This window comes from Pseudonocardia sp. TMWB2A (assembly GCF_017312135.1).
Genome location: NZ_QKQY01000002.1, coordinates 4,562,684 through 4,579,925, shown reverse-complemented (window position 1 = coordinate 4,579,925; position 17,242 = coordinate 4,562,684). Strand labels below are relative to the sequence as shown.

The following is a 17,242-nucleotide window of genomic DNA, read 5'->3' as shown; positions in this document are numbered from 1 at the left end:
CAGGGACCGGTCGATCACTCTCGACGATCGGCCGTCCGGTCGGCTCCGTCGGCCGCCGCAGCCCGCTGCACCGTCCGGCGGAAACCGACCGCGATCGCCGCCGACATCAGCATCATCACCGCGACCACCCACATCCCGGCGCGGGAGTCACCGGTCAGGTCCTTCAACCACCCCGCGACGAACGGCCCGGCGAACCCGGACAGGTTGCCGAAGGAGTTGATCAGCCCGATCCCGGCGGCCGCCCCGGCACCGGTGAGGAACGCGTTCGGCAGCGACCAGAACGGTGGGATGGCGGCGAAGACCCCGATCGCGCAGACGGTCACGCACGCCATGACCAGCAGCGGCGAGTCCATGTACAGTGCGCCCGCGATCGCGACCGCCCCGACGACGGCGGGGACGGCCACGTGCAGCGGCCGCTCGCCGCTGCGGTCGGAGTGCCGGGCCCACAGCACCATCGTCACCGACGCGATCGCGTACGGCACCGCGGTGATCAGGCCGACCTCGACCAGCGAGTAGTCGGCGCCGAACTGCTGCTCGAACCCGGCGACGATCTGCGGCAGGAAGAACGCCAGCACGTAGAGCCCGAACACGATCCCGAAGTAGACGACCGACAGGGCCACCACCCGGCCGTCGCGCAGGGCGGCGGCGACGCCGCGGTCCTGCCCGGCCGCCGCCGCGTCCTCGGCGGCGATCCGCTCCTCCAGCGCGACCGCCTGGTCGGCGGGCAGCCACCGGGCCCGGGTCGGGCGGTCCGGCAGCAGCCACAGCACCGCGATCCCCAGCAGCACCGCCGGGATGCCCTCGACGAAGAACATGAAGCGCCAGCCGGCGTCGAAGCCCAGGGCGCCGTCGCCGACCGAGATCAGCCACGTCGACAGCGGTCCGCCGACCACCGAGGACAGCGGCACGGCCAGGAAGAACAGCGCGACGATCCGCGCCCGCTCGACCCTCGGGAACCAGTAGGTCAGGTACAGGATGATGCCGGGGAAGAAGCCGGCCTCGGCGATGCCGAGCAGCACCCGCACGACGTAGAAGCCGACCTCGCCCTGGATGAACGCCGTCGACGACGCGACGATGCCCCAGGTCACCATGATCCGGGCGATCCAGATCCGGGCGCCGACCCGGTGCAGGATCACGTTGGACGGGACCTCGAAGAAGAAGTACCCGATGAAGAACAGCCCGGCGCCCAGGCCGTAGGCGGCCGCGGACAGGCCCAGGTCGGCGTTCATCGTCAGCGACGCGAACCCGACGTTGACCCGGTCGATGTAGTTCAGCAGATAGGCCAGGGCGAGCAGCGGGATGAGCCGCTTCGTCGCCGTCCGTACGGCCGTCGAGACCAGCACGCCTTCCCCCTCCGTTGCGGTGCGCACGCCCGCGCAGTCTCTCCGCCGGAGGGTCAGTCCTTCAACCAGGCGTAGGCGGTGTGCCGGGAGACACCGAGCGCCGCCGCCATCGCGCTGACCTCGCAGCCGGCCTCGCGCCCGGCGCGCAGCAGCTCGCGGCGACGCTCGCGCGGGGCGTCCGCCGCCGCCCGCAGCTCCTCCAGCACGGCCGCGGACTCGGCGGATCCCCGGCGGCGGCCCACCCCGGGCCGGGAGAACGCGCGGACGGCGTCGGCGTCCCAGACCTTGCGGCCGCCCGGGCCGGGGTCGGGCAGCGGGGCCGGGGCCTGGCCGCGGGAGACGTAGGAGTTCCAGGTGCCCACCTGCACGCCCCAGTGGGCGGCGCACTCGTCGCTGGTCCAGGTCGTCACGACAGGAGGGTGCCACGGCCTGCCCGCCGGGTCCCACGGCGGCCGGTCGGCGGCGGTCCCGGCGTCGCGGTCATCCCCCCGGAGGCGGACCGAGCGGGCCCGCCAGCAGCTCCCGGACCGCGGCGGCGCAGTCGGCCGGGGTCCGCCCGGGTCGCCGACGGGTGCCGGCGACCGCGTTCATCGCCCCGAACAGCAGGTCGCGCACGAGCCGGGCCTCCGGTCCGGCGGCGACCGCGCCCGACCGTTGTGCGTCCTCGACCAGCTCGGTCCACCGGTTCCGGTAGCGCTGCATCAGCGAGCGGTAGGTCGCGACCGACGCGTCGGAGTCGGGCTCGGGCATCGTCAGCACGACGGCGGCGTAGTCGCTCAGCTCCACCAGGGCGTCGAGGTGCGCGCGGACGGCCGCCCACAGCCGGGCCCCGGCGTCGCCGGCCGGGTGGGGTTGCAGGGCGTCGTCGAGATGCCGGAGCGACTCGCGCAGACCCTCCTCGAGCACCGTCGCGATGAGCTCGTCCTTCGAGCCGAAGTGGAAGTAGATGCTCCCGGTCTGCAGGCCCGCGGCCTCGGCGATCCCGCTGAGGCTGACCCCGGCCGGTCCGTCGCGGGCCAGCAGCGCCGCCGCCGCGTCGAGCAGCCGGCGACGGGTCCGGTCCCCCTTGGACGGACGACGGAGCTCGGCCTGCACGACCCCATTCTCACCCCGGCCCGTGATCAGTGGACGAGCCGGTCGTGACCACGCCAGTACGGCTCCCGCAGCTCGCCCTTGATCACCTTGCCGGTCGCGGTCCGCGGGAGCCGGTCCACCACGTCGACGCTGGTCGGGCACTTGAACGCGGCCAGCCTCGTGCGGGCGAAGGTGATCAGCGCGGCCGGATCGGGACGGGTCCCCGGCCGCGGGACCACGATCGCCTTCACCGTCTCGCCCCATCTCGGGTCGGGGACGCCGATGACCGCGACCTCGGCGACGTCGGGGTGTGCGGCGAGCTCGTTCTCGACCTCGGCGGGGTAGACGTTCTCCCCGCCGCTGATGACGAGGTCCTTGGCCCGGTCGACCAGGAAGATCCGGCCGTCGGCGTCGAGGTGGCCGAGGTCCCCGGTGTGCAGCCAGCCGTCCGCGTCGAGCGCGGAGGTGACGCCGGCGCGCGTGCGGTAGCCGACGGTGTTCTGCTCCGACCGGGTCAGGATCTCGCCGATCTCCCCGACCGTGCAGGTGTGCCCGTCGGTCGGGGACACCACGGCGACCTCGACCCACGGGTAGGGCTTCCCCGCCGACCGCAGCAGGTGGGAGCGGCTGCCCTCCGGGTCGTGGTCCTCCGGTGGCAGCTGGGCGAACGCGCCGGTCGCCTCGGTGAGGCCGTAGATCCCGACGAAGTCGCATCCGAAGGTCCGCATGCCCGCGACCAGCGCCGTCGTGCTGATCGGGGCGCCGGAGTAGGTCATCCGCCGCAGCGCGAGGTCCCGGGGGGTGGACCGGGCCTCGGTGACCAGGGAGGCGAGCATGGTGGGGACGCAGAAGGCGGTCGTGACCCGTTCGCGCTCCATCGTGTCGAGCACCGCGGCCGCATCGAAGTCCCGGACGACCACGCCGCGTGCCCCCGCGGCGAGGCCGGCCAGTGCCCAGGCCACGCCACCCATGTGGAACAGCGGCATGGCCAGCAGGCTCACCTCGCCGTCGGTGAGTCCCCAGCGTGGCGCGATGTCCCGGATGAGGACCCGGAGGTTGGTGCGGCCGGCGAACAGGACCCCCTTCGGGCGTCCCGTGGTGCCGCTCGTACAGAGCTCGAGCGCGACGTCGTCGGGCGGCTCGACCGCGGGATCCTCCGCGGGGCCCCACCAGCTCGTCAGGCCCGGCCGTCCGTCGTGGTCCCCGCCGAGGAGCACGACGGTCAGTCCGCGACCGAGCGCCTCCTCGACGAGGTCGGCGGTCCGGTGCATCCCGGGGGCGACGAACACGACCTCCGCGCCGCTGTCGTCGATGATCTCCGCCAGCTCACGGGGTGCGAGCCGCCAGTTCAGCGGCGCCGCCACGGCCCCGGCCAGCGCGCAGCCGAACAGGTACGGGAACCACGCCGACGAGTTCTTCCCCAGGTGGGCGACCCGGCCGCCGGGTGGGACGCCGTCGCGCACCAGGGCGGCGGCGATCCGGACCGACCGGTCGTGGAGCTCGCGCCAGGTCGTGTCGGTCCCGTCCTCGGTGACCACGACGTCGTCGGGTCGCTCGCGCCGTCGTTCCTCGACCAGTCCGCGCAAGGTGAACACCATCGTCCGCTCCTGTCTGCCGGGCAGGTTTCCTATGTTAGCTTAAAATCTGACGACCATTAGATTTTTGAGGAGACGCGATGACGACCACCCCGTCCCCGGGCGCCACCCGGCTGGATCCGGACGCCGCGCTGCGCTGGTACCAGGCCTGGATCGACGCCTGGAACAGCCACGACCCGGACCGGGTCCGCCCGCTCGTGACCGACGACTTCCTGCTGGAGACGCCGACGACGCGCAACTCCGGCTGGGACGTCCGGGGTCCCGACGCGGCCGCCGACTACATGCGGTACGTGCTCACGGCCTACCCGGACCTGACCTGGGAGCGCACCGGGCCGCCCCTGCTCGCCCCCGACACCCCGCGTGCGGCGTTCACCTGGCGCGGGACCGGGCACTTCACCGGAACGCTCACCCCGCCCGGGATCCCCGGCACCGGGCTCCCGTTCGACTTCGTCGGCCTGGAGGTCTTCGACTTCCGCGACGGTCGCGCCCACCGGCTCCACGCCAGCTACGACCTGATGGGGCTGCTGCGCCGGACCGGCGTACTGCGGAGCGGTACGGGGCGCCGATGACCCCCGGCCGCCCGACGCCGGGAGGGCCGTCCGCGCCGCACGGCCCCCACCACCGAGACCAGGAGACGACCATGCCGCACGACATCACCACGCCCGCGGGGCGTCCCGTCGCCGACACGGGCCCGGTCGGGGTCGACTTCGCGGTGCGCTGGTACCGCAGCTGGATCGACGGCTGGAACAGCCACGACCCCGAACAGGTCCGCGACATCGTCACCCAGGACTTCTGGCTCGACAGCCCGACGACCCGCCACACCGGTTGGGACGTGCGCGGGCAGCAGTGCGCGGTCGACTACGTCCGGTACGTCCTCGGCGCCTACCCGGACCTGGTCTGGGAGGTCACCGCGCCGCCGATGTTCGCCACGGAGGACGCCCGGGTGTCGTTCAGCTGGCGGGGGACCGGCCACTTCAGCGGCACGCTCACCCCGCCCGGGATCCCGGGAACCGGCAGGCCGTTCGCGTTCGCCGGGCTGGAGACGTTCGACTTCCGCGACGGCCGGGCGTGCTACCTCAACGCGACCTACGACCTGCTCGGTCTGATGAAGCAGATCGGGGTGTACCGCAGCCCGACCGGGAGGGGAGCGGCGTCCTGACCCCGGGCGGTCGCCTCAGGGCCGCAGTGCGGTGACCACCCAGCGCAGCGACGTCCGGTCGGTGCAGGTGGCGAGCAGCTCGGCCTGCTCGGCGCTCTCGGCGTCGCGGCGCCGGGCGTCGAACAGGTCCTCGACCAGGCCGGGCACGTCGCGGTGCTCCCCGGGCAGCGGCTCGTCGCCACCGGGCAGCCCGAGGCGGGCGACGACCAGGCGCAGCGTGCGGTGCCCGATCAGCCGCATGCCCGGGGACAGCAGCGCGGAGTTCCGTGGGGGAGTGGTGCCGGCGGCGGGCTCCTGTCCGGGCAGCGGCACCGCGCCGGGCGGGATGCCGGGCAGGCTCACCGCGGACACGGCGATCACGCCGCCGTCGAGCAGGGCCCAGGCGTCGATCGCGGGACGGTGCGTCTCGCGCCCCGACGCGGTGGCCAGCCCCTGGTCGGCCAGCCAGCGGCGCAGCCGCGGACGCAGGTCCCAGCGCACGTCGAACACGCCCTCGGCCAGGTCGGACGGGGTGAACACCTCGTCCCACCGCGGGCCGCCGGACGCCCCGTTCCCGACACCCGTCTCGGGCTGGATCGCCATCTTCGTCCCCCGACCCGGGGCACGCGCGTTCCCGGGGAACCAGGATAGGACGGTCCGGACGGGCGCACAGGCTGGTGCACACGGCCGTACCCACAGGTGTGATGACACGACCGACGCGGCGGTGAACGGCGTCGCCGGCACGCCGATCAGCAGGCGATGTCACACTGAGTGAGCGAATGTGCCGGTGTCTGCGTGACAGATGACACGATCGAGCGAGTCCGCCGCAGGCGGTAACGAGGCAGGATGAGTCGAGCGATCCACAAGTGACGGCGACGTGGAGGCGACATGGACGGGCAGTTCGACAGGGTTCCGGCGGTGCACCCGGGGATGATCCCCGCGGCACGGCGGTCGGTGGAGAACCTGCCGTCCGGACGAGGTGTGGTCGACGGCGAGCGGGGCCGCGTGCTGGCCCGCTACGCGCGGCTGATGCGGTCCGGCCGGCCGGAGGTCTGCCTCCCCGGGCGGCGCGAGATCGAGGACCGCGAGCGGTTCGGCGCCTCCGCGACCGGCAGCGACGGCAAGGTCATCTACCCGGACCGGGACGCGGCCGAGTGCGCCGCCCGTGAGCTGGAGGCCCTCGGCGGACGCCCGCAGCGGGCCTACCTGTGCCGGCGGTCGCGCCGCGGGCACTACCACCTGACCACCGACGCCGTCGCCCAGCGCCGTCGCGGCCCGGCGGAGCTCATCCCGCAGCCGCGCCGCGGCGACTGACCCGACCCGACCCGACCCGACCCGACACCCGACGACCCCCGGTGCCCGCGGCACCGGGGGTCGTCGCGCGTCCGGGGCCGGTTCCCCACGGATGTCACACCGATGTGATGCGCGGCACACGCTGATCGTCTAGCGTGGGATGTGGCGGCGGTCACGCCACCGCCGAGCCGACGTTCCCACCACCACGCATCGGAGGGCCCCGTGAACCCGCACCTGCTGGAGGAGCGCGTCGCCACCGTCAACGGCGGCCGCGATCTCGCCGACCCCGCCCGTGCCCGGCTGCGCGCCCACAAGGCCACCGCCGACGCCTGCCGTCGTCGCGCCGCCGAGCGCCGCGCCGAGCTGGAGCGCGTCCTCTCCGGGGGCACCACCGGCGACGCCCTGGACCTCATGCTGGAGCTCGACGCGCTCGAGCGGGTGCAGGACCGCATCGACAACCGGCTCTCCGAGCTGTGCGACGCGCTCACCGAGCCGCGCACCCCGCGCTACGGCGACGCCCAGCCCGTGTAGCCGCGCCCCGCGGCCCGTGTGGACCATCCGCGCCCGTGGTTCGATGACCGGCGGACACCGCCGTCGGACCACGAGGGAGAGCACACGTGCGTGCAGTGCAGGTCAGCGAGCTGGACGGGCCGTCCGCGGTCCGCGTCGCGGAGGTCGAGCCACCGGTCCGCGGTGACGGCGAGGTCCTGATCGACGTCGCCGCGGCCGGGGTAAACTTCCCGGACGTCCTGCTGACCAAGGGGATGTACCAGTACAAGCCGGACCCGCCGTTCACCCTGGGCTCCGAGTGCGCCGGCACGGTGCGCGAGGCGGGCCCGGACAGCCGGTTCGCCGCCGGTGACCGGGTCGTCGCGTTCACCATGTCCGGGGTGTTCGCCGAGACCGTCTCCGCACCCGAGCAGCACGTCTTCCCGCTGCCCGACGAGGTGGAGTTCGCCGCGGGCGCCTGCCTGCCGATGAACTACCTGACCGCGCACTTCACCCTCGACACCCGTGGTGGCCTGCGGGCGGGGGAGACGGTGCTCGTCCAGGGCGCGGCCGGGGGCGTCGGGACCGCGGTGATCCAGCTGGCCGCCGCGATGGGGGCCACCGTCATCGGCGTCACCTCCACCGAGGCCAAGGCCGAGGTCGCGCGGCGCGCGGGCGCGACGCACACCGTCGGCGTCGACGGGTTCAAGGACGCGGTCAAGGAGCTCACCGGCGGTGCGGGCGTCGACATGGTCGTCGACCCGGTCGGCGGTGACCGCTTCACCGACTCGGTGCGCTGCCTCGGCCCGCTCGGCCGGCTCATGGTCGTCGGGTTCACCGCGGGTGACATCCCGACGGTGAAGGTGAACCGGCTGCTGCTGAACAACGTCGACGTCCGCGGGGTCGGCTGGGGTGCCTACGCGCTGGGCCGCCCGGACTTCATCCGCTCCGAGTGGGACGCGCTGCTCCCGCACCTGCGCTCGGGCGCGCTCGACCCGCTGATCAGCGAGAGCTTCGGCCTCGACGACGCCGCGACCGCCCTGTCCCGCATCGACGACCGCACCGTCACCGGCAAGGTCGTGCTGCTGACCTGAGCCGGGTCAGCCGGCCGGCTCGAGGTTGTGCCGGACCGCGGTGCGCGGCAGTGGCGCCGTGGTCTCGGCGGCCGCCGCCGCGGCGCGCGGCGCCGGGGTGGGGCCGACGTGGCGGTGCGGCGCCGGCACCACCACGGGCTCGGCGACGTGCAACCGGTGGCGGGCGGCCACCGCCCGCCCGGCCGGGCCGGTCGCGGTCAGCGCGTGCAGCGCCAGGGCCCGGTGCACCGGGACCTCGCAGCGGCGCAGGAAGCGGTCCAGCTCGCGCACGGCGTCGCCGGGGTGGCGGGCCAGCGCCCACGCGGCGAGCTCGGCCTCGGCGACGTCGGCCCGCACCCCGCTCATCCGCACGCACACGTACTCGACGTCCTCGTCGGCCAGCTCGCCCGGCGCGGGCAGGTGCATGCCCTGCTCGGTCAGGTACTCGTGCACCGCCCACAGCCCCATCGGGGTCAGCGCGACGACCGTGGGGTCCGGGTCGTCGCGGTGCGCGACCCGGGACAGCTCGTCGAGCTCGTCGGCGTCGAGGGTCTCGGTCAGCTCGATCGCGCCGAGCAGCTCGCAGGCGTCCAGCAGGGCGGTGACGTCGCGGCGCCACAGCCGCTGCTCGACGTCGCCGGCGAGGTCGTCGACCACGCAGCCGGCCTCGTCGTTGACGGCGTCGCGGACCTGGCGGTGGAAGTGCTCGAGCGGGACCTGCCCGCCGCCGGTGGCGTAGAGCCCGACCCACAGCATCGGGAACGCCTGCGACATCGACATCCCGAACAGCGACGGCGCCCCGAACACGTCGGTCCCACCCAGGCTGTCGCCGAGGCGCCCGACCGACTCGAACACGCGGCGCCACAGCTCGATCGGCCGGTTCAGCAGCGGTCCCGCGCTCTTGACCGGCAGCAGCCGCCCGCGCACCACACGGACCAGGCGCGCCGAGCGGGCCCAGCGCAGCAGCAGCGACACCTCGGGCAGGTCGTCGCTGGTGCGGGCGGTCTCGCGGTAGATGTGGTCGAGCTGCAGGTGCGCGGCGAGGTCGAGCGCGTCGGTGCGGTCGAGGCGGCCGTCGGAGGTGAGCCGGCGCCCGGCCCGCACCCACAGGGTCAGCTTGCGGAGCAGCTCGAGGGCCTCGGAGCGCTCCGCGGCGTCGACGAGCGCCGCGGCGCCGGGCATCGGCACCGGCGGCAGCTCCGGGTTCCACTCGGTGCGGGTGGGCCGCTGCGCCTCGCGCCGCATGATCTCGGCGAGCGCGTGCCGGTCGACGTCGGTCTGCCCGGCACCGGCGCGGTCGAGGAACCGCTGCACGGCGGCCGGGTCGGCCGGGTCGACGCCGTGGCGGTGCAGCTGCACGCCCCAGAACTTGCCGAGGTCGTAGTTGCGCTCGTCGGCGAGGCCGTCGTGCAGGGCGGGGGTGGAGTCGAGGACCTGACGGTGCAGCGCGTCCGCCGGGTGCGACTGCGGGTCGAACCAGTCGTGCTCGTCGACGAAGTCGACGAGTGCGTGGAAGGCGGGGGCGACGTCGTCGGGCTCGAGCACGGTCACCTTGCGCGGGAACCACATGCCCAGCGCGTCGGCGATGTGCGAGCGCGTCCAGCGGCCCAGCCTGCGGTCGCGCGCGTACTTGTAGTCCAGCACGGCGGCGACGAGCGCGGTGTCGACCTCGACGCGACGGCGGCGGGCCCAGAGGGAGAACTGCTCCAGCAGGCGGCTGCGGGCCTCGGCGTACCCCTGGTCGTCCCCCGGGGTGAAGACGAGACGCATCCGGCCCACTGTGTCAGGTCCCTCCCATCCGCTCCGGCTGCGGCGCAGCACTTTCCGATGATCGTCGGTGCGCGCGGGGGCCGTGCACCGGGTGGTCGCAGGAGGTCCAACGAGCGCGGGCGGCCCGGGTCACTCCCGACCGCTCACCGTCGGTGGGCGGTCGGTCACGGGCCGTCCGATCGTCCGGCCGTCCCCGCGACCGTGAGCCCTCGACCCTGCCACGGACGACGACGGCCGGACACCCCGGGAGGGTGTCCGGCCGCCGTCGTGTGCGACGAGAGGTGGTCAGTCGCCGCCGACCGGGCTGTCGCGCCGTTCGGCGGTCGCCCGCGTCGACTCGTCGCCGGTCCGCCCGTCCGGTCCGTCGGCCCCGCCGGCCGCGACGGAACCGTGGCCGTTGCCGGAGCTGCCGTTGCCGTCGGCGGGCGCGTTCTCGTCGTCCGGGTCGAACGCGCCGACCTTGACGTAGAAGTTCTCGCCGTGGTTGTCGGTGGCCCAGTCGACCGCCTGCTCCAGCACCTGCGCGCCCTTCTCGTCCCGCAGCACGACCTTGTCGCGACGCAGGTCCTTGAACAGCGCGAAGCACAGCAGCACCATGATCACGACGAACGGCGCCGCGACCAGGATGGTCAGGTTCTGGATGCCGTCCAGGGCGTTCTCCCCGCCGGTGACGAGCATCAGCACGGCGACCGCACCCATGACCGAGCCCCAGAAGACCACGACCCACTTGCTGGGCTCGATGGTGCCGCGCTGGGACAGCGTGCCCATGACGATCGACGCGGCGTCCGCGCCGGACACGAAGAAGATCGCGACCAGGAGCATGACCAGCAGGCCGGTGAAGGTCGCCCACGGGTAGGCGGCCAGCATCTGGAACAGCTGGACGTTGGAGTCGTCGGAGAACTGCGTGCCCTGCTGGGCCTGGGTGATGGCGGTGCCGCCGAAGATGCAGAACCAGACCAGCGAGACCAGGCTCGGCGCGAGGATGACGCCGCCGACGAACTCACGGATGGTGCGCCCGCGCGAGATCCGCGCCAGGAACATGCCGACGAACGGCGTCCAGGAGATCCACCACGCCCAGTAGAAGATCGTCCAGCCGGAGAGCCACTCGAGCATCGGCTCGCCGCCGACGGCCTCGGTGCGCCCGACCATCTCGAAGAACTGGGAGAAGTACGCGCCGATCGACGTCGGGATCAGGTCGAGGATGATCACCGTCGGGCCGACGACGAACACGAAGAACGCCAGCACCGCCGCCAGCACCATGTTGGTGTTGGACAGCCACTGGATGCCCTTCTCGACACCGGAGACGGCGGAGAGGATGAACGCGGCGGTCAGCACGATGATGATCGCGGCGAGCACCCAGGGGCTCACCTGGCCGTCGACCCAGCCGACGGTCTGCATGCCGCCGCCGATCTGGAACGCGCCCAGCCCCAGCGAGGCCGCGGAGCCGAACAGCGTCGCGAAGATCGCGAGGATGTCGATGCCCCGGCCGATGGAGCCCTCGGCGGCCTTGCGCCCGATCAGCGGGATGAAGGCCTGGCTGATGAGCTGGCGGCGGCCCTTGCGGAACGTGGAGTAGGCGATGGCGAGGCCGACGACGGCGTAGATCGCCCACGGGTGCAGCGTCCAGTGGAACAGCGAGGTCGCCATCGAGGTCTGCAGCGCGTCGATGGTGCCGGGCTCGGCCGCGCCGGGCGGCGGCGACTGGAAGAAGGTCAGCGGCTCGTTCACGCCGAAGAACATCAGCCCGATGCCCATACCGGCGGAGAACATCATCGCGATCCAGGAGACCGTGCGGAACTCGGGCTCCTCGTCGTCGGCACCGAGCTTGATGCGCCCGAACCGGCTGAAGGCCAGGAACAGCGCGAAGGCGACGAAGGCGGTCGCGGCGAGGATGAAGCCCCAGCCGCCGCCGCGCATCAGCCCGCCGAGCATCGCCTCGGCGGTGGCGCCGAGGGTGTCGGCGCTGAGCAGCCCCCACAGCACGAACAGCAGCGCGAGCGCGGCGCCGACGCCGAACACGATCCAGTCGGTGCGGGGCCGGTCGTCCCCGGTCGTGTCCGGACGGCCGTCCGGTGGTGATTGGGCCTGTGTCATACGTGGTCACGCCCGCATGCCGGGCGTATCCCCCCTCCGCTCTCGTTCGTGCAGAAATGGTGCACAAGTCGTTTGTGTGCCGAAAGTGTAGGTACTGGACCGTCCCGTGTCGCTGTGCAAGCCGAACCGTGATGTCAGGCGGTGGTCCAGCCCTCGTCGGAGACGCCGCCGGGGACCGGTGCGGCCGGGTCGTAGGGGGTGCGGGTGAAGACGAACGTGGCCAGCCACAGGTGGTCGCGGGCGATCCGCAGGGTCTCCCCGGCGAAGTAGCCGTCCAGGCCGACCCAGGTGCTGTCCGGGCCGGGCCGGAACCGCGACGCGCGTCCGGGGCGCCCGAGACCGCCGAGATGCAGCAGCCCGCCGCCGACCGAGCGCAGCGCGTAGGGGGAGGGGCCCCAGAACCACGGTCCGAGCAGCTCGGGGTCGACCGGGCAGGGCTGCGGGGTCCACGGCGCGACGATGCGGGGCTCGGCGACGCGCAGGTCGTTCAGCAGCCCGGCGGCCAGCCCGCTGTCCATCCCGGAGGTGGTGTTGCCCATCGCCAGCGCGCCGGCGCCCTCCTCGCGGTCCACCCAGAGCCCGGCGAGGAAGCCGGGCATGGAGCCGCCGTGCCCGACCAGCGTCGTGGTGCCGCCGCCCTCGGGCCGCTCGAACCGCAGGACCTGCACGCCCAGGCCGTAGCCGGCCCAGACCGGCGAGGTCGGGTCGACGCCCGCGGGCAGGGTCATCTCCTCGACCGTGGCCGGGGAGAGCACCCCGCCGGTGTCGCCGAGCAGCAGCGCGCCGAGCCGGGCCAGGTCCGCCGCGGTGCACCACAGCTGCCCGGCGGCGGCCATCACCCCGGCGTCGTGCTCGGGCTCGGCCAGCACGAGGTCGGCCCACGGGTGCACCGCCCGTCCCGCCGCGGCGGGCTGCTGCGGACGGGTGGAGGTGCGGGTCATGCCCAGCGGGAGCAGCACCTCGTCGCGGGCGACGTCGGTCCAGGCGCGGCCGCGGAGGCGGGCGACGACCTCGCCGAGCAGCCCGAACCCGAGGTTGGAGTAGTGGAAGCGGCGCGCGGCGGGCAGCACCCGGTCGGCGTCGCCGAGGCCCAGCTCCTCCAGCGTGCCGCCGGGGGTGCGCTCCCACCACTGGCCGGGGCTCTCGGAGCCGGCCCCCGCGAGGTGGGACAGCAGCTGGCCCAGGGTGCGGTCGCCGAGCGGGGTGCCGGGGAGGTGCCGGTCCAGCGGGTCGTCGAGGTCGAGCAGTCCCTCGTCGCGCAGCCGCAGGACGGTGACCGCGCAGACGGTCTTGGAGATGGAGCCGATCCGGTACTGGACGTCGTCCGGGCCGGCGCCGTCGGGCAGGTCCCCGCGGCCGGCGTGCCAGGCCAGGGCGCCGTCGCGGACCACGCCGGCGACGAGCGAGGGGACGCGGCCGTCGCGCTGGGCGCGGGCGACGCGGGCGAGCAGGGTGCGCTGGGTGCTGGGGAGCAGCTCGGTCACGGGGGCGAGACTAGATCCCCCGGATGTCGGCGAACGACCGCAGCCGGACCGCCCGCTCGGACAGCGCGGCGGGCACCGGCTCGGGTACCGGCATCCGGTCCGCGGCGGTCAGCGGGCCCAGGTCGAGCCCGGTCAGCTCGCCGATCCGGGCCACCGGCACCTGGAAGGTGCGGTACGGGCCCAGCGGCGGCGGGTCCCCGGCCGGCGGCTCGGCGAGGTCGCCGAGCTGGGGGGTCTGGTCCAGCAGGTAGGCGGTGGTGCCGAGCGCGCCGCCGGTGACGAAGGCGCCGATCTTCCAGAACAGCCGCGGGATGCGTACGCCGCGGTACTCCGGGTCGTCGTCGGCCAGCACCGGGCCGGTGAACACCACGAGCCGCCGGTCGTTGTCGCCCGCGTTGTCGAGCAGGTAGTCCTCCAGCCCGCCCCAGGTCTCCTTGTCCTGGTTGAACGCGGCGGCCTGCGGGGCGGCGTTGGTGTAGTGGAACGTGTCGGACTCCGCCGTCGCAGCCTCGGCGGCCCCGCCCCACACCGGGTCCTGGCGGCGGACCAGGTGGCCGCGGTCGAGGTCGTTGTCGGCGTAGAGCTCGGCGCCGGCCTGCTGCCCGGCGGGCAGCCGGTCGTCGAGGCGCCAGTCGTCGGAACGTTCGAGCTGCCGCAGGGTCGCCCCGTCGATCGCGACGGCGGTGGCCGCGGCCAGGCGCCGGTCGGGCCGGTGCAGCGTCGTGAAGTGGGTGTAGGGGAGCAGCACGGTGTCGGTCCCGGGCAGCGTCGGCATCGGCGTCGCGACGCCGAGGAAGTCCGGGTCGAAGCCGGGGGCGGCGGGGGCGCTCATCGGCGTGACGCTAGCGGTGCCGGGTGAACGACGGGTGCGCCTGCGCCGCCGTCGGTCAGGCGGCGCAGCAGCGGGGCGGTGCGGAACCCGACCAGCGAGCGCATGACCAGCGATGTGGACGTGCGCTCCACCCCGTCGATCGCGAGCAGGTGCCCGGCGATCCGGTAGAGGTCGTCGGCGTCGCGGGCGACCAGGTGCACCAGCAGGTCCTCGGGGCCGGAGACGCCGTGCACCTCCAGCACCTCCGGTACCCGGTCCAGTGCGTCGGCGACGGCGGCGAGCTCGCGCTGCACCACCCGCACCGTCACGAACGCGGTCAGCGGGTAGCCGAGCGCCGCCGGGTCGACCCGGCGCTCGAAGGTGTCCAGCGCGCCGAGCCGGTCCAGCTTGGCCAGCCGGGCCTGCACGGTGTTGCGGGACAGGCCGACCCGTTCGGCGAGGGCGAGCACCGTCGCGCGCGGGTCCTGCGCCAGGGCCAGCAGCAGCCGGGCGTCGTGGCCGTCGAGCGCGGCCCGCCCGTCGCCGGTCGTTCCCGTCACGTGGTGCCCCTCCTCGTGTCCGCGGGTGCGCATTATGCCGCCCCGGCGCGCGTCCCGCCCGGCCCGTCGCGTGCACTCTGCTCAGTCGTGTGGGCTGTGGTTGTGCACTCGTCGGTGTGGTGGTGGGCTGGCTGGGCAGGCTGCATGAGCGACGAGGCTGGAGTGGTGGGCGATGGGCACGCAGACGGTGACGACGGACACGCTCGTCGAGATCGAGAAGCGGGTGCTGTGGCTGTCCACCGCGATCGTCGACGCGGCCAACCGGCGCGGTGACCCCAGCGGGCTGAAGGTGGGTGGGCACCAGGCGTCGTCGGCGTCGATGACCACGATCATGACCTCGCTGTGGTTCGAGCACCTGCGGGCCGGGGACCGGGTCTCGGTCAAGCCGCACGCCTCGCCGGTGCTGCACGCGATCAACTACCTGCTCGGCGAGCTCGACGAGCGCTACCTGGGCACGTTGCGCGCCTTCGGCGGGCTGCAGTCCTACCCGTCGCGGTCCAAGGACCCCGACCCGGTCGACTACTCGACCGGCTCGGTGGGGATCGGCGCGACCGCCCCGATCTGGGGTGCGCTGGCCCGCCGCTACGTCGACACCCACTTCGGGGGCGCCGGACAGGGCAGGCAGTACTCCCTGGTCGGCGACGCCGAGCTCGACGAGGGCGCCGTCTGGGAGGCCATCCTCGACCCGATGGTCGGTGAGCTGGGCGAGGTCGTGTGGATCGTCGACCTGAACCGGCAGTCCCTGGACCGGGTCGTCCCCGCGATCGGCGCGCCGCGGATCGAGGGCATGTTCTCCGCGGCCGGCTGGCAGGTCCTCACCGTCAAGTACGGCAGGCTGCTGCACGAGCTGTTCGACCGCCCCGGCGGCGACGCGCTGCGCGCCCGGATCGACACCATGCAGAACGCGGAGTACCAGCGGCTGCTGCGCTGCGACGCCGACGAGGTCCGCACCCGGCTCCCCGACGGGCACGCCGACCTGGAGGAGCTCGTCGCCGGCCTCGACGACGACACCCTGCTCGCCGCGGTGCGCAACCTCGGCGGGCACGACACCGCCGCGCTGCGCGACGCGTTCTCCGCGATCGACGACACCCGGCCCACGGTGATCCTCGCCTACACCGTCAAGGGCCACGGCCTCGCGACCGCGGGCCACCCGCAGAACCACGGCTCGATCCTGAGCGCCGACCAGGTCCGCGAGCTGGCCGACGCCGTCGGCGCCGACCCCGACGACCCCTGGCGGCGCTTCGACCCGGAGTCCCCGGCGGGCGAGGTGGTGGCCGGCGCGGCGCGGCGGCTGCACCGCGACCCGGTCGACGACCAGCCGGTCCCGCCGCTGCCGACCGACATCGGGCGCACCCCGACCGGGCGCGCCACCACCCAGGCCGCGCTCGGCCGGGCCCTGCTCGACCTCACCCGCGAGGCCCCCGAGGCGGCCGGCCGGGTGGTCACGCTCTGCCCGGACGTGTCGTCGTCGACGAACCTGGGCGGCTGGGTGAACAAGGTCGGCGTCTGGTCCACCGCGGAGCGCAAGGACTGGTTCGACGACGACCCCGAGACGATCCTGCACTGGCGCGAGCGGCCCACCGGCCAGCACCTGGAGCTGGGCATCGCCGAGGGGAACCTGGTCGGGGCGCTGGGGGAGCTGGGGGCGACCTGGTCGCGCTGGGGCCGTCCGGTGCTGCCGATCGGGGTGCTCTACGACCCGTTCGTCGAGCGCGCGCTGGAGCCGTGGTCGTTCGGCATCTACGCGGGCGGCCAGTCGATCCTCGTCGGCACGCCCTCCGGGGTGTCGCTGGCCCCCGAGGGCGGTGCCCACCAGTCGGTGACGACGCCGTCGGTCGGGCTGGAGCAGCCCGGCTGCGTCACCTACGAGCCGGCGTTCGCCATCGACACCGAGTGGACGCTGCTCGCCTCGCTCGCCCGGCTCGGCCGCCCGGACGGCACCAGCGCCTACCTGCGCCTGTCGACGAGGCCGGTGGACCAGACCCTCGCGGCGGTCCCGGCCGACCCGGCCGCGCGCGAGCGGCGCCGGCGCCAGGTGGTCGCCGGGGCCTACCCGCTGCGTCGCGCCGCGGGCACGCCCGCGCTGACCATCGCGGTCGCCGGGGCGCCGACGACCGAGGCACTCGCCGCGGCGGACCGGCTCGCCGAGCTCGGCCACGATGTCGACGTCGTCGTGGTGACCAGCCCGGGGCTGCTGTTCGACGCCCTGCAGGCCCGCGCCGGACGCCCCGCCCGTCCGCAGGCCGAGCCGTGGATCCTGGAGTCGGCGTTCCCCGCGCGCCGGGCCGCGCCGCTGGTCACCCTGCTCGACGGGCACCCGCACACCCTCGCGTTCCTCGCCGGGGTCAACCGGGTCCCGGCGACGCACCTGGGCGTGCACCGCTTCGGGCAGTCCGGCGACCTCGCCTCGGTCTACGCCCACCACGGGCTCGACGCGGACACGGTCGTGGCGGCCGGGCTCGACCTGCTCTAGGCGGAACCGGACACCGGGTGACGTACGTCGCTGGATCACACAAAC

General features: G+C 74.1%; 16 protein-coding genes. 6 read left to right on the top strand and 10 right to left on the bottom strand.

What is annotated here, in order from left to right; genetic code table 11:
- Positions 1-14 precede the first annotated feature (14 nt).
- From DMP17_RS35985 to DMP17_RS35970, 4 genes are all read right to left on the bottom strand, one after another.
- Positions 15-1,370, bottom strand: coding sequence for an MFS transporter (locus DMP17_RS35985; protein WP_337831869.1), 1,356 nt, complete (start codon positions 1,368-1,370; stop codon positions 15-17).
- 26 nt (positions 1,371-1,396) lie between these two features.
- The gene (locus DMP17_RS35980) at positions 1,397-1,753 is read right to left on the bottom strand and encodes a hypothetical protein (protein WP_226357756.1); all 357 of its coding nucleotides are present in this window, start codon (positions 1,751-1,753) and stop codon (positions 1,397-1,399) included.
- 70 nt (positions 1,754-1,823) lie between these two features.
- Positions 1,824-2,438 carry a TetR/AcrR family transcriptional regulator gene (locus DMP17_RS35975; RefSeq protein ID WP_226357755.1) on the bottom strand — a complete coding sequence of 205 codons (615 nt, stop codon included), beginning with the start codon at positions 2,436-2,438 and terminating at the stop codon, positions 1,824-1,826.
- 26 nt (positions 2,439-2,464) lie between these two features.
- A complete protein-coding gene (locus tag DMP17_RS35970) occupies positions 2,465-4,015 on the bottom strand; it encodes an AMP-binding protein (RefSeq protein ID WP_337831868.1) in 1,551 nt (516 codons plus the stop codon).
- 77 nt (positions 4,016-4,092) lie between these two features.
- Here DMP17_RS35970 and DMP17_RS35965 point away from each other — a divergent pair, with 77 nt between their 5' ends.
- Entirely contained in the window at positions 4,093-4,581 is a 489-nt protein-coding gene (locus tag DMP17_RS35965) for an ester cyclase (RefSeq protein ID WP_337831867.1), read from the top strand.
- A gap of 71 nt (positions 4,582-4,652) precedes the next feature.
- The gene (locus DMP17_RS35960; protein WP_337831866.1) at positions 4,653-5,171 is read left to right on the top strand and encodes an ester cyclase; all 519 of its coding nucleotides are present in this window, start codon (positions 4,653-4,655) and stop codon (positions 5,169-5,171) included.
- Positions 5,172-5,186: 15 nt separating this feature from the next.
- Here the strand turns inward: DMP17_RS35960 and DMP17_RS35955 are convergent, their stop codons facing one another.
- A complete protein-coding gene (locus tag DMP17_RS35955; RefSeq protein ID WP_226366199.1) occupies positions 5,187-5,753 on the bottom strand; it encodes a hypothetical protein in 567 nt (188 codons plus the stop codon).
- Between the two features lie 285 nt (positions 5,754-6,038).
- Here DMP17_RS35955 and DMP17_RS35950 point away from each other — a divergent pair, with 285 nt between their 5' ends.
- From DMP17_RS35950 to DMP17_RS35940, 3 genes are all read left to right on the top strand, one after another.
- Positions 6,039-6,464: a hypothetical protein gene (locus DMP17_RS35950; RefSeq protein WP_062396034.1), complete on the top strand. Its 426-nt coding sequence runs from the start codon at positions 6,039-6,041 to the stop codon at positions 6,462-6,464.
- Between the two features lie 201 nt (positions 6,465-6,665).
- Complete coding sequence (locus DMP17_RS35945) at positions 6,666-6,974, top strand: hypothetical protein (RefSeq protein ID WP_073574211.1); 309 nt, start codon at positions 6,666-6,668, stop codon at positions 6,972-6,974.
- Between the two features lie 86 nt (positions 6,975-7,060).
- The gene (locus DMP17_RS35940; RefSeq protein ID WP_226352375.1) at positions 7,061-8,026 is read left to right on the top strand and encodes an NADPH:quinone oxidoreductase family protein; all 966 of its coding nucleotides are present in this window, start codon (positions 7,061-7,063) and stop codon (positions 8,024-8,026) included.
- A gap of 6 nt (positions 8,027-8,032) precedes the next feature.
- Here DMP17_RS35940 and DMP17_RS35935 read toward each other — a convergent pair whose 3' ends face one another.
- The 5 genes from DMP17_RS35935 to DMP17_RS35915 all read right to left on the bottom strand — a co-directional run bounded on the left by DMP17_RS35935 (position 8,033) and on the right by DMP17_RS35915 (position 14,724).
- Entirely contained in the window at positions 8,033-9,775 is a 1,743-nt protein-coding gene (locus tag DMP17_RS35935) for a hypothetical protein (protein WP_226352374.1), read from the bottom strand.
- Positions 9,776-10,060: 285 nt separating this feature from the next.
- The gene (locus DMP17_RS35930; protein ID WP_226352373.1) at positions 10,061-11,869 is read right to left on the bottom strand and encodes a BCCT family transporter; all 1,809 of its coding nucleotides are present in this window, start codon (positions 11,867-11,869) and stop codon (positions 10,061-10,063) included.
- Positions 11,870-12,003: 134 nt separating this feature from the next.
- Entirely contained in the window at positions 12,004-13,353 is a 1,350-nt protein-coding gene (locus tag DMP17_RS35925; protein WP_226352372.1) for a serine hydrolase domain-containing protein, read from the bottom strand.
- Between the two features lie 10 nt (positions 13,354-13,363).
- Positions 13,364-14,185: a DNA/RNA non-specific endonuclease gene (locus DMP17_RS35920; RefSeq protein ID WP_226352371.1), complete on the bottom strand. Its 822-nt coding sequence runs from the start codon at positions 14,183-14,185 to the stop codon at positions 13,364-13,366.
- On the bottom strand, positions 14,182-14,724 hold the full coding sequence (locus DMP17_RS35915; RefSeq protein WP_226366196.1) for an Lrp/AsnC family transcriptional regulator: 543 nt from the start codon (positions 14,722-14,724) through the stop codon (positions 14,182-14,184). Before DMP17_RS35915 ends, DMP17_RS35920 begins: the two co-directional genes overlap by 4 nt.
- A 172-nt stretch (positions 14,725-14,896) precedes the next feature.
- Between DMP17_RS35915 and DMP17_RS35910 the strand changes: the two genes are divergently transcribed.
- On the top strand, positions 14,897-17,197 hold the full coding sequence (locus DMP17_RS35910) for a transketolase-like TK C-terminal-containing protein (RefSeq protein WP_337831865.1): 2,301 nt from the start codon (positions 14,897-14,899) through the stop codon (positions 17,195-17,197).
- Positions 17,198-17,242 lie beyond the last annotated feature (45 nt).

What these genes read in the sequence shown, in the direction of transcription:
- DMP17_RS35970 (WP_337831868.1), bottom strand. Translation starts at nt 4,015, where the DNA reads ATGGTGTTCACCTTGCGCGGACTGGTCGAGGAACGACGGCGCGAGCGA.
- DMP17_RS35965 (WP_337831867.1), top strand. Translation starts at nt 4,093, where the DNA reads ATGACGACCACCCCGTCCCCGGGCGCCACCCGGCTGGATCCGGACGCC.
- DMP17_RS35960 (WP_337831866.1), top strand. Translation starts at nt 4,653, where the DNA reads ATGCCGCACGACATCACCACGCCCGCGGGGCGTCCCGTCGCCGACACG.
- DMP17_RS35955 (WP_226366199.1), bottom strand. Translation starts at nt 5,753, where the DNA reads ATGGCGATCCAGCCCGAGACGGGTGTCGGGAACGGGGCGTCCGGCGGC.
- DMP17_RS35950 (WP_062396034.1), top strand. Translation starts at nt 6,039, where the DNA reads ATGGACGGGCAGTTCGACAGGGTTCCGGCGGTGCACCCGGGGATGATC.
- DMP17_RS35935 (WP_226352374.1), bottom strand. Translation starts at nt 9,775, where the DNA reads ATGCGTCTCGTCTTCACCCCGGGGGACGACCAGGGGTACGCCGAGGCC.
- DMP17_RS35930 (WP_226352373.1), bottom strand. Translation starts at nt 11,869, where the DNA reads ATGACACAGGCCCAATCACCACCGGACGGCCGTCCGGACACGACCGGG.
- DMP17_RS35920 (WP_226352371.1), bottom strand. Translation starts at nt 14,185, where the DNA reads ATGAGCGCCCCCGCCGCCCCCGGCTTCGACCCGGACTTCCTCGGCGTC.
- DMP17_RS35910 (WP_337831865.1), top strand. Translation starts at nt 14,897, where the DNA reads ATGGGCACGCAGACGGTGACGACGGACACGCTCGTCGAGATCGAGAAG.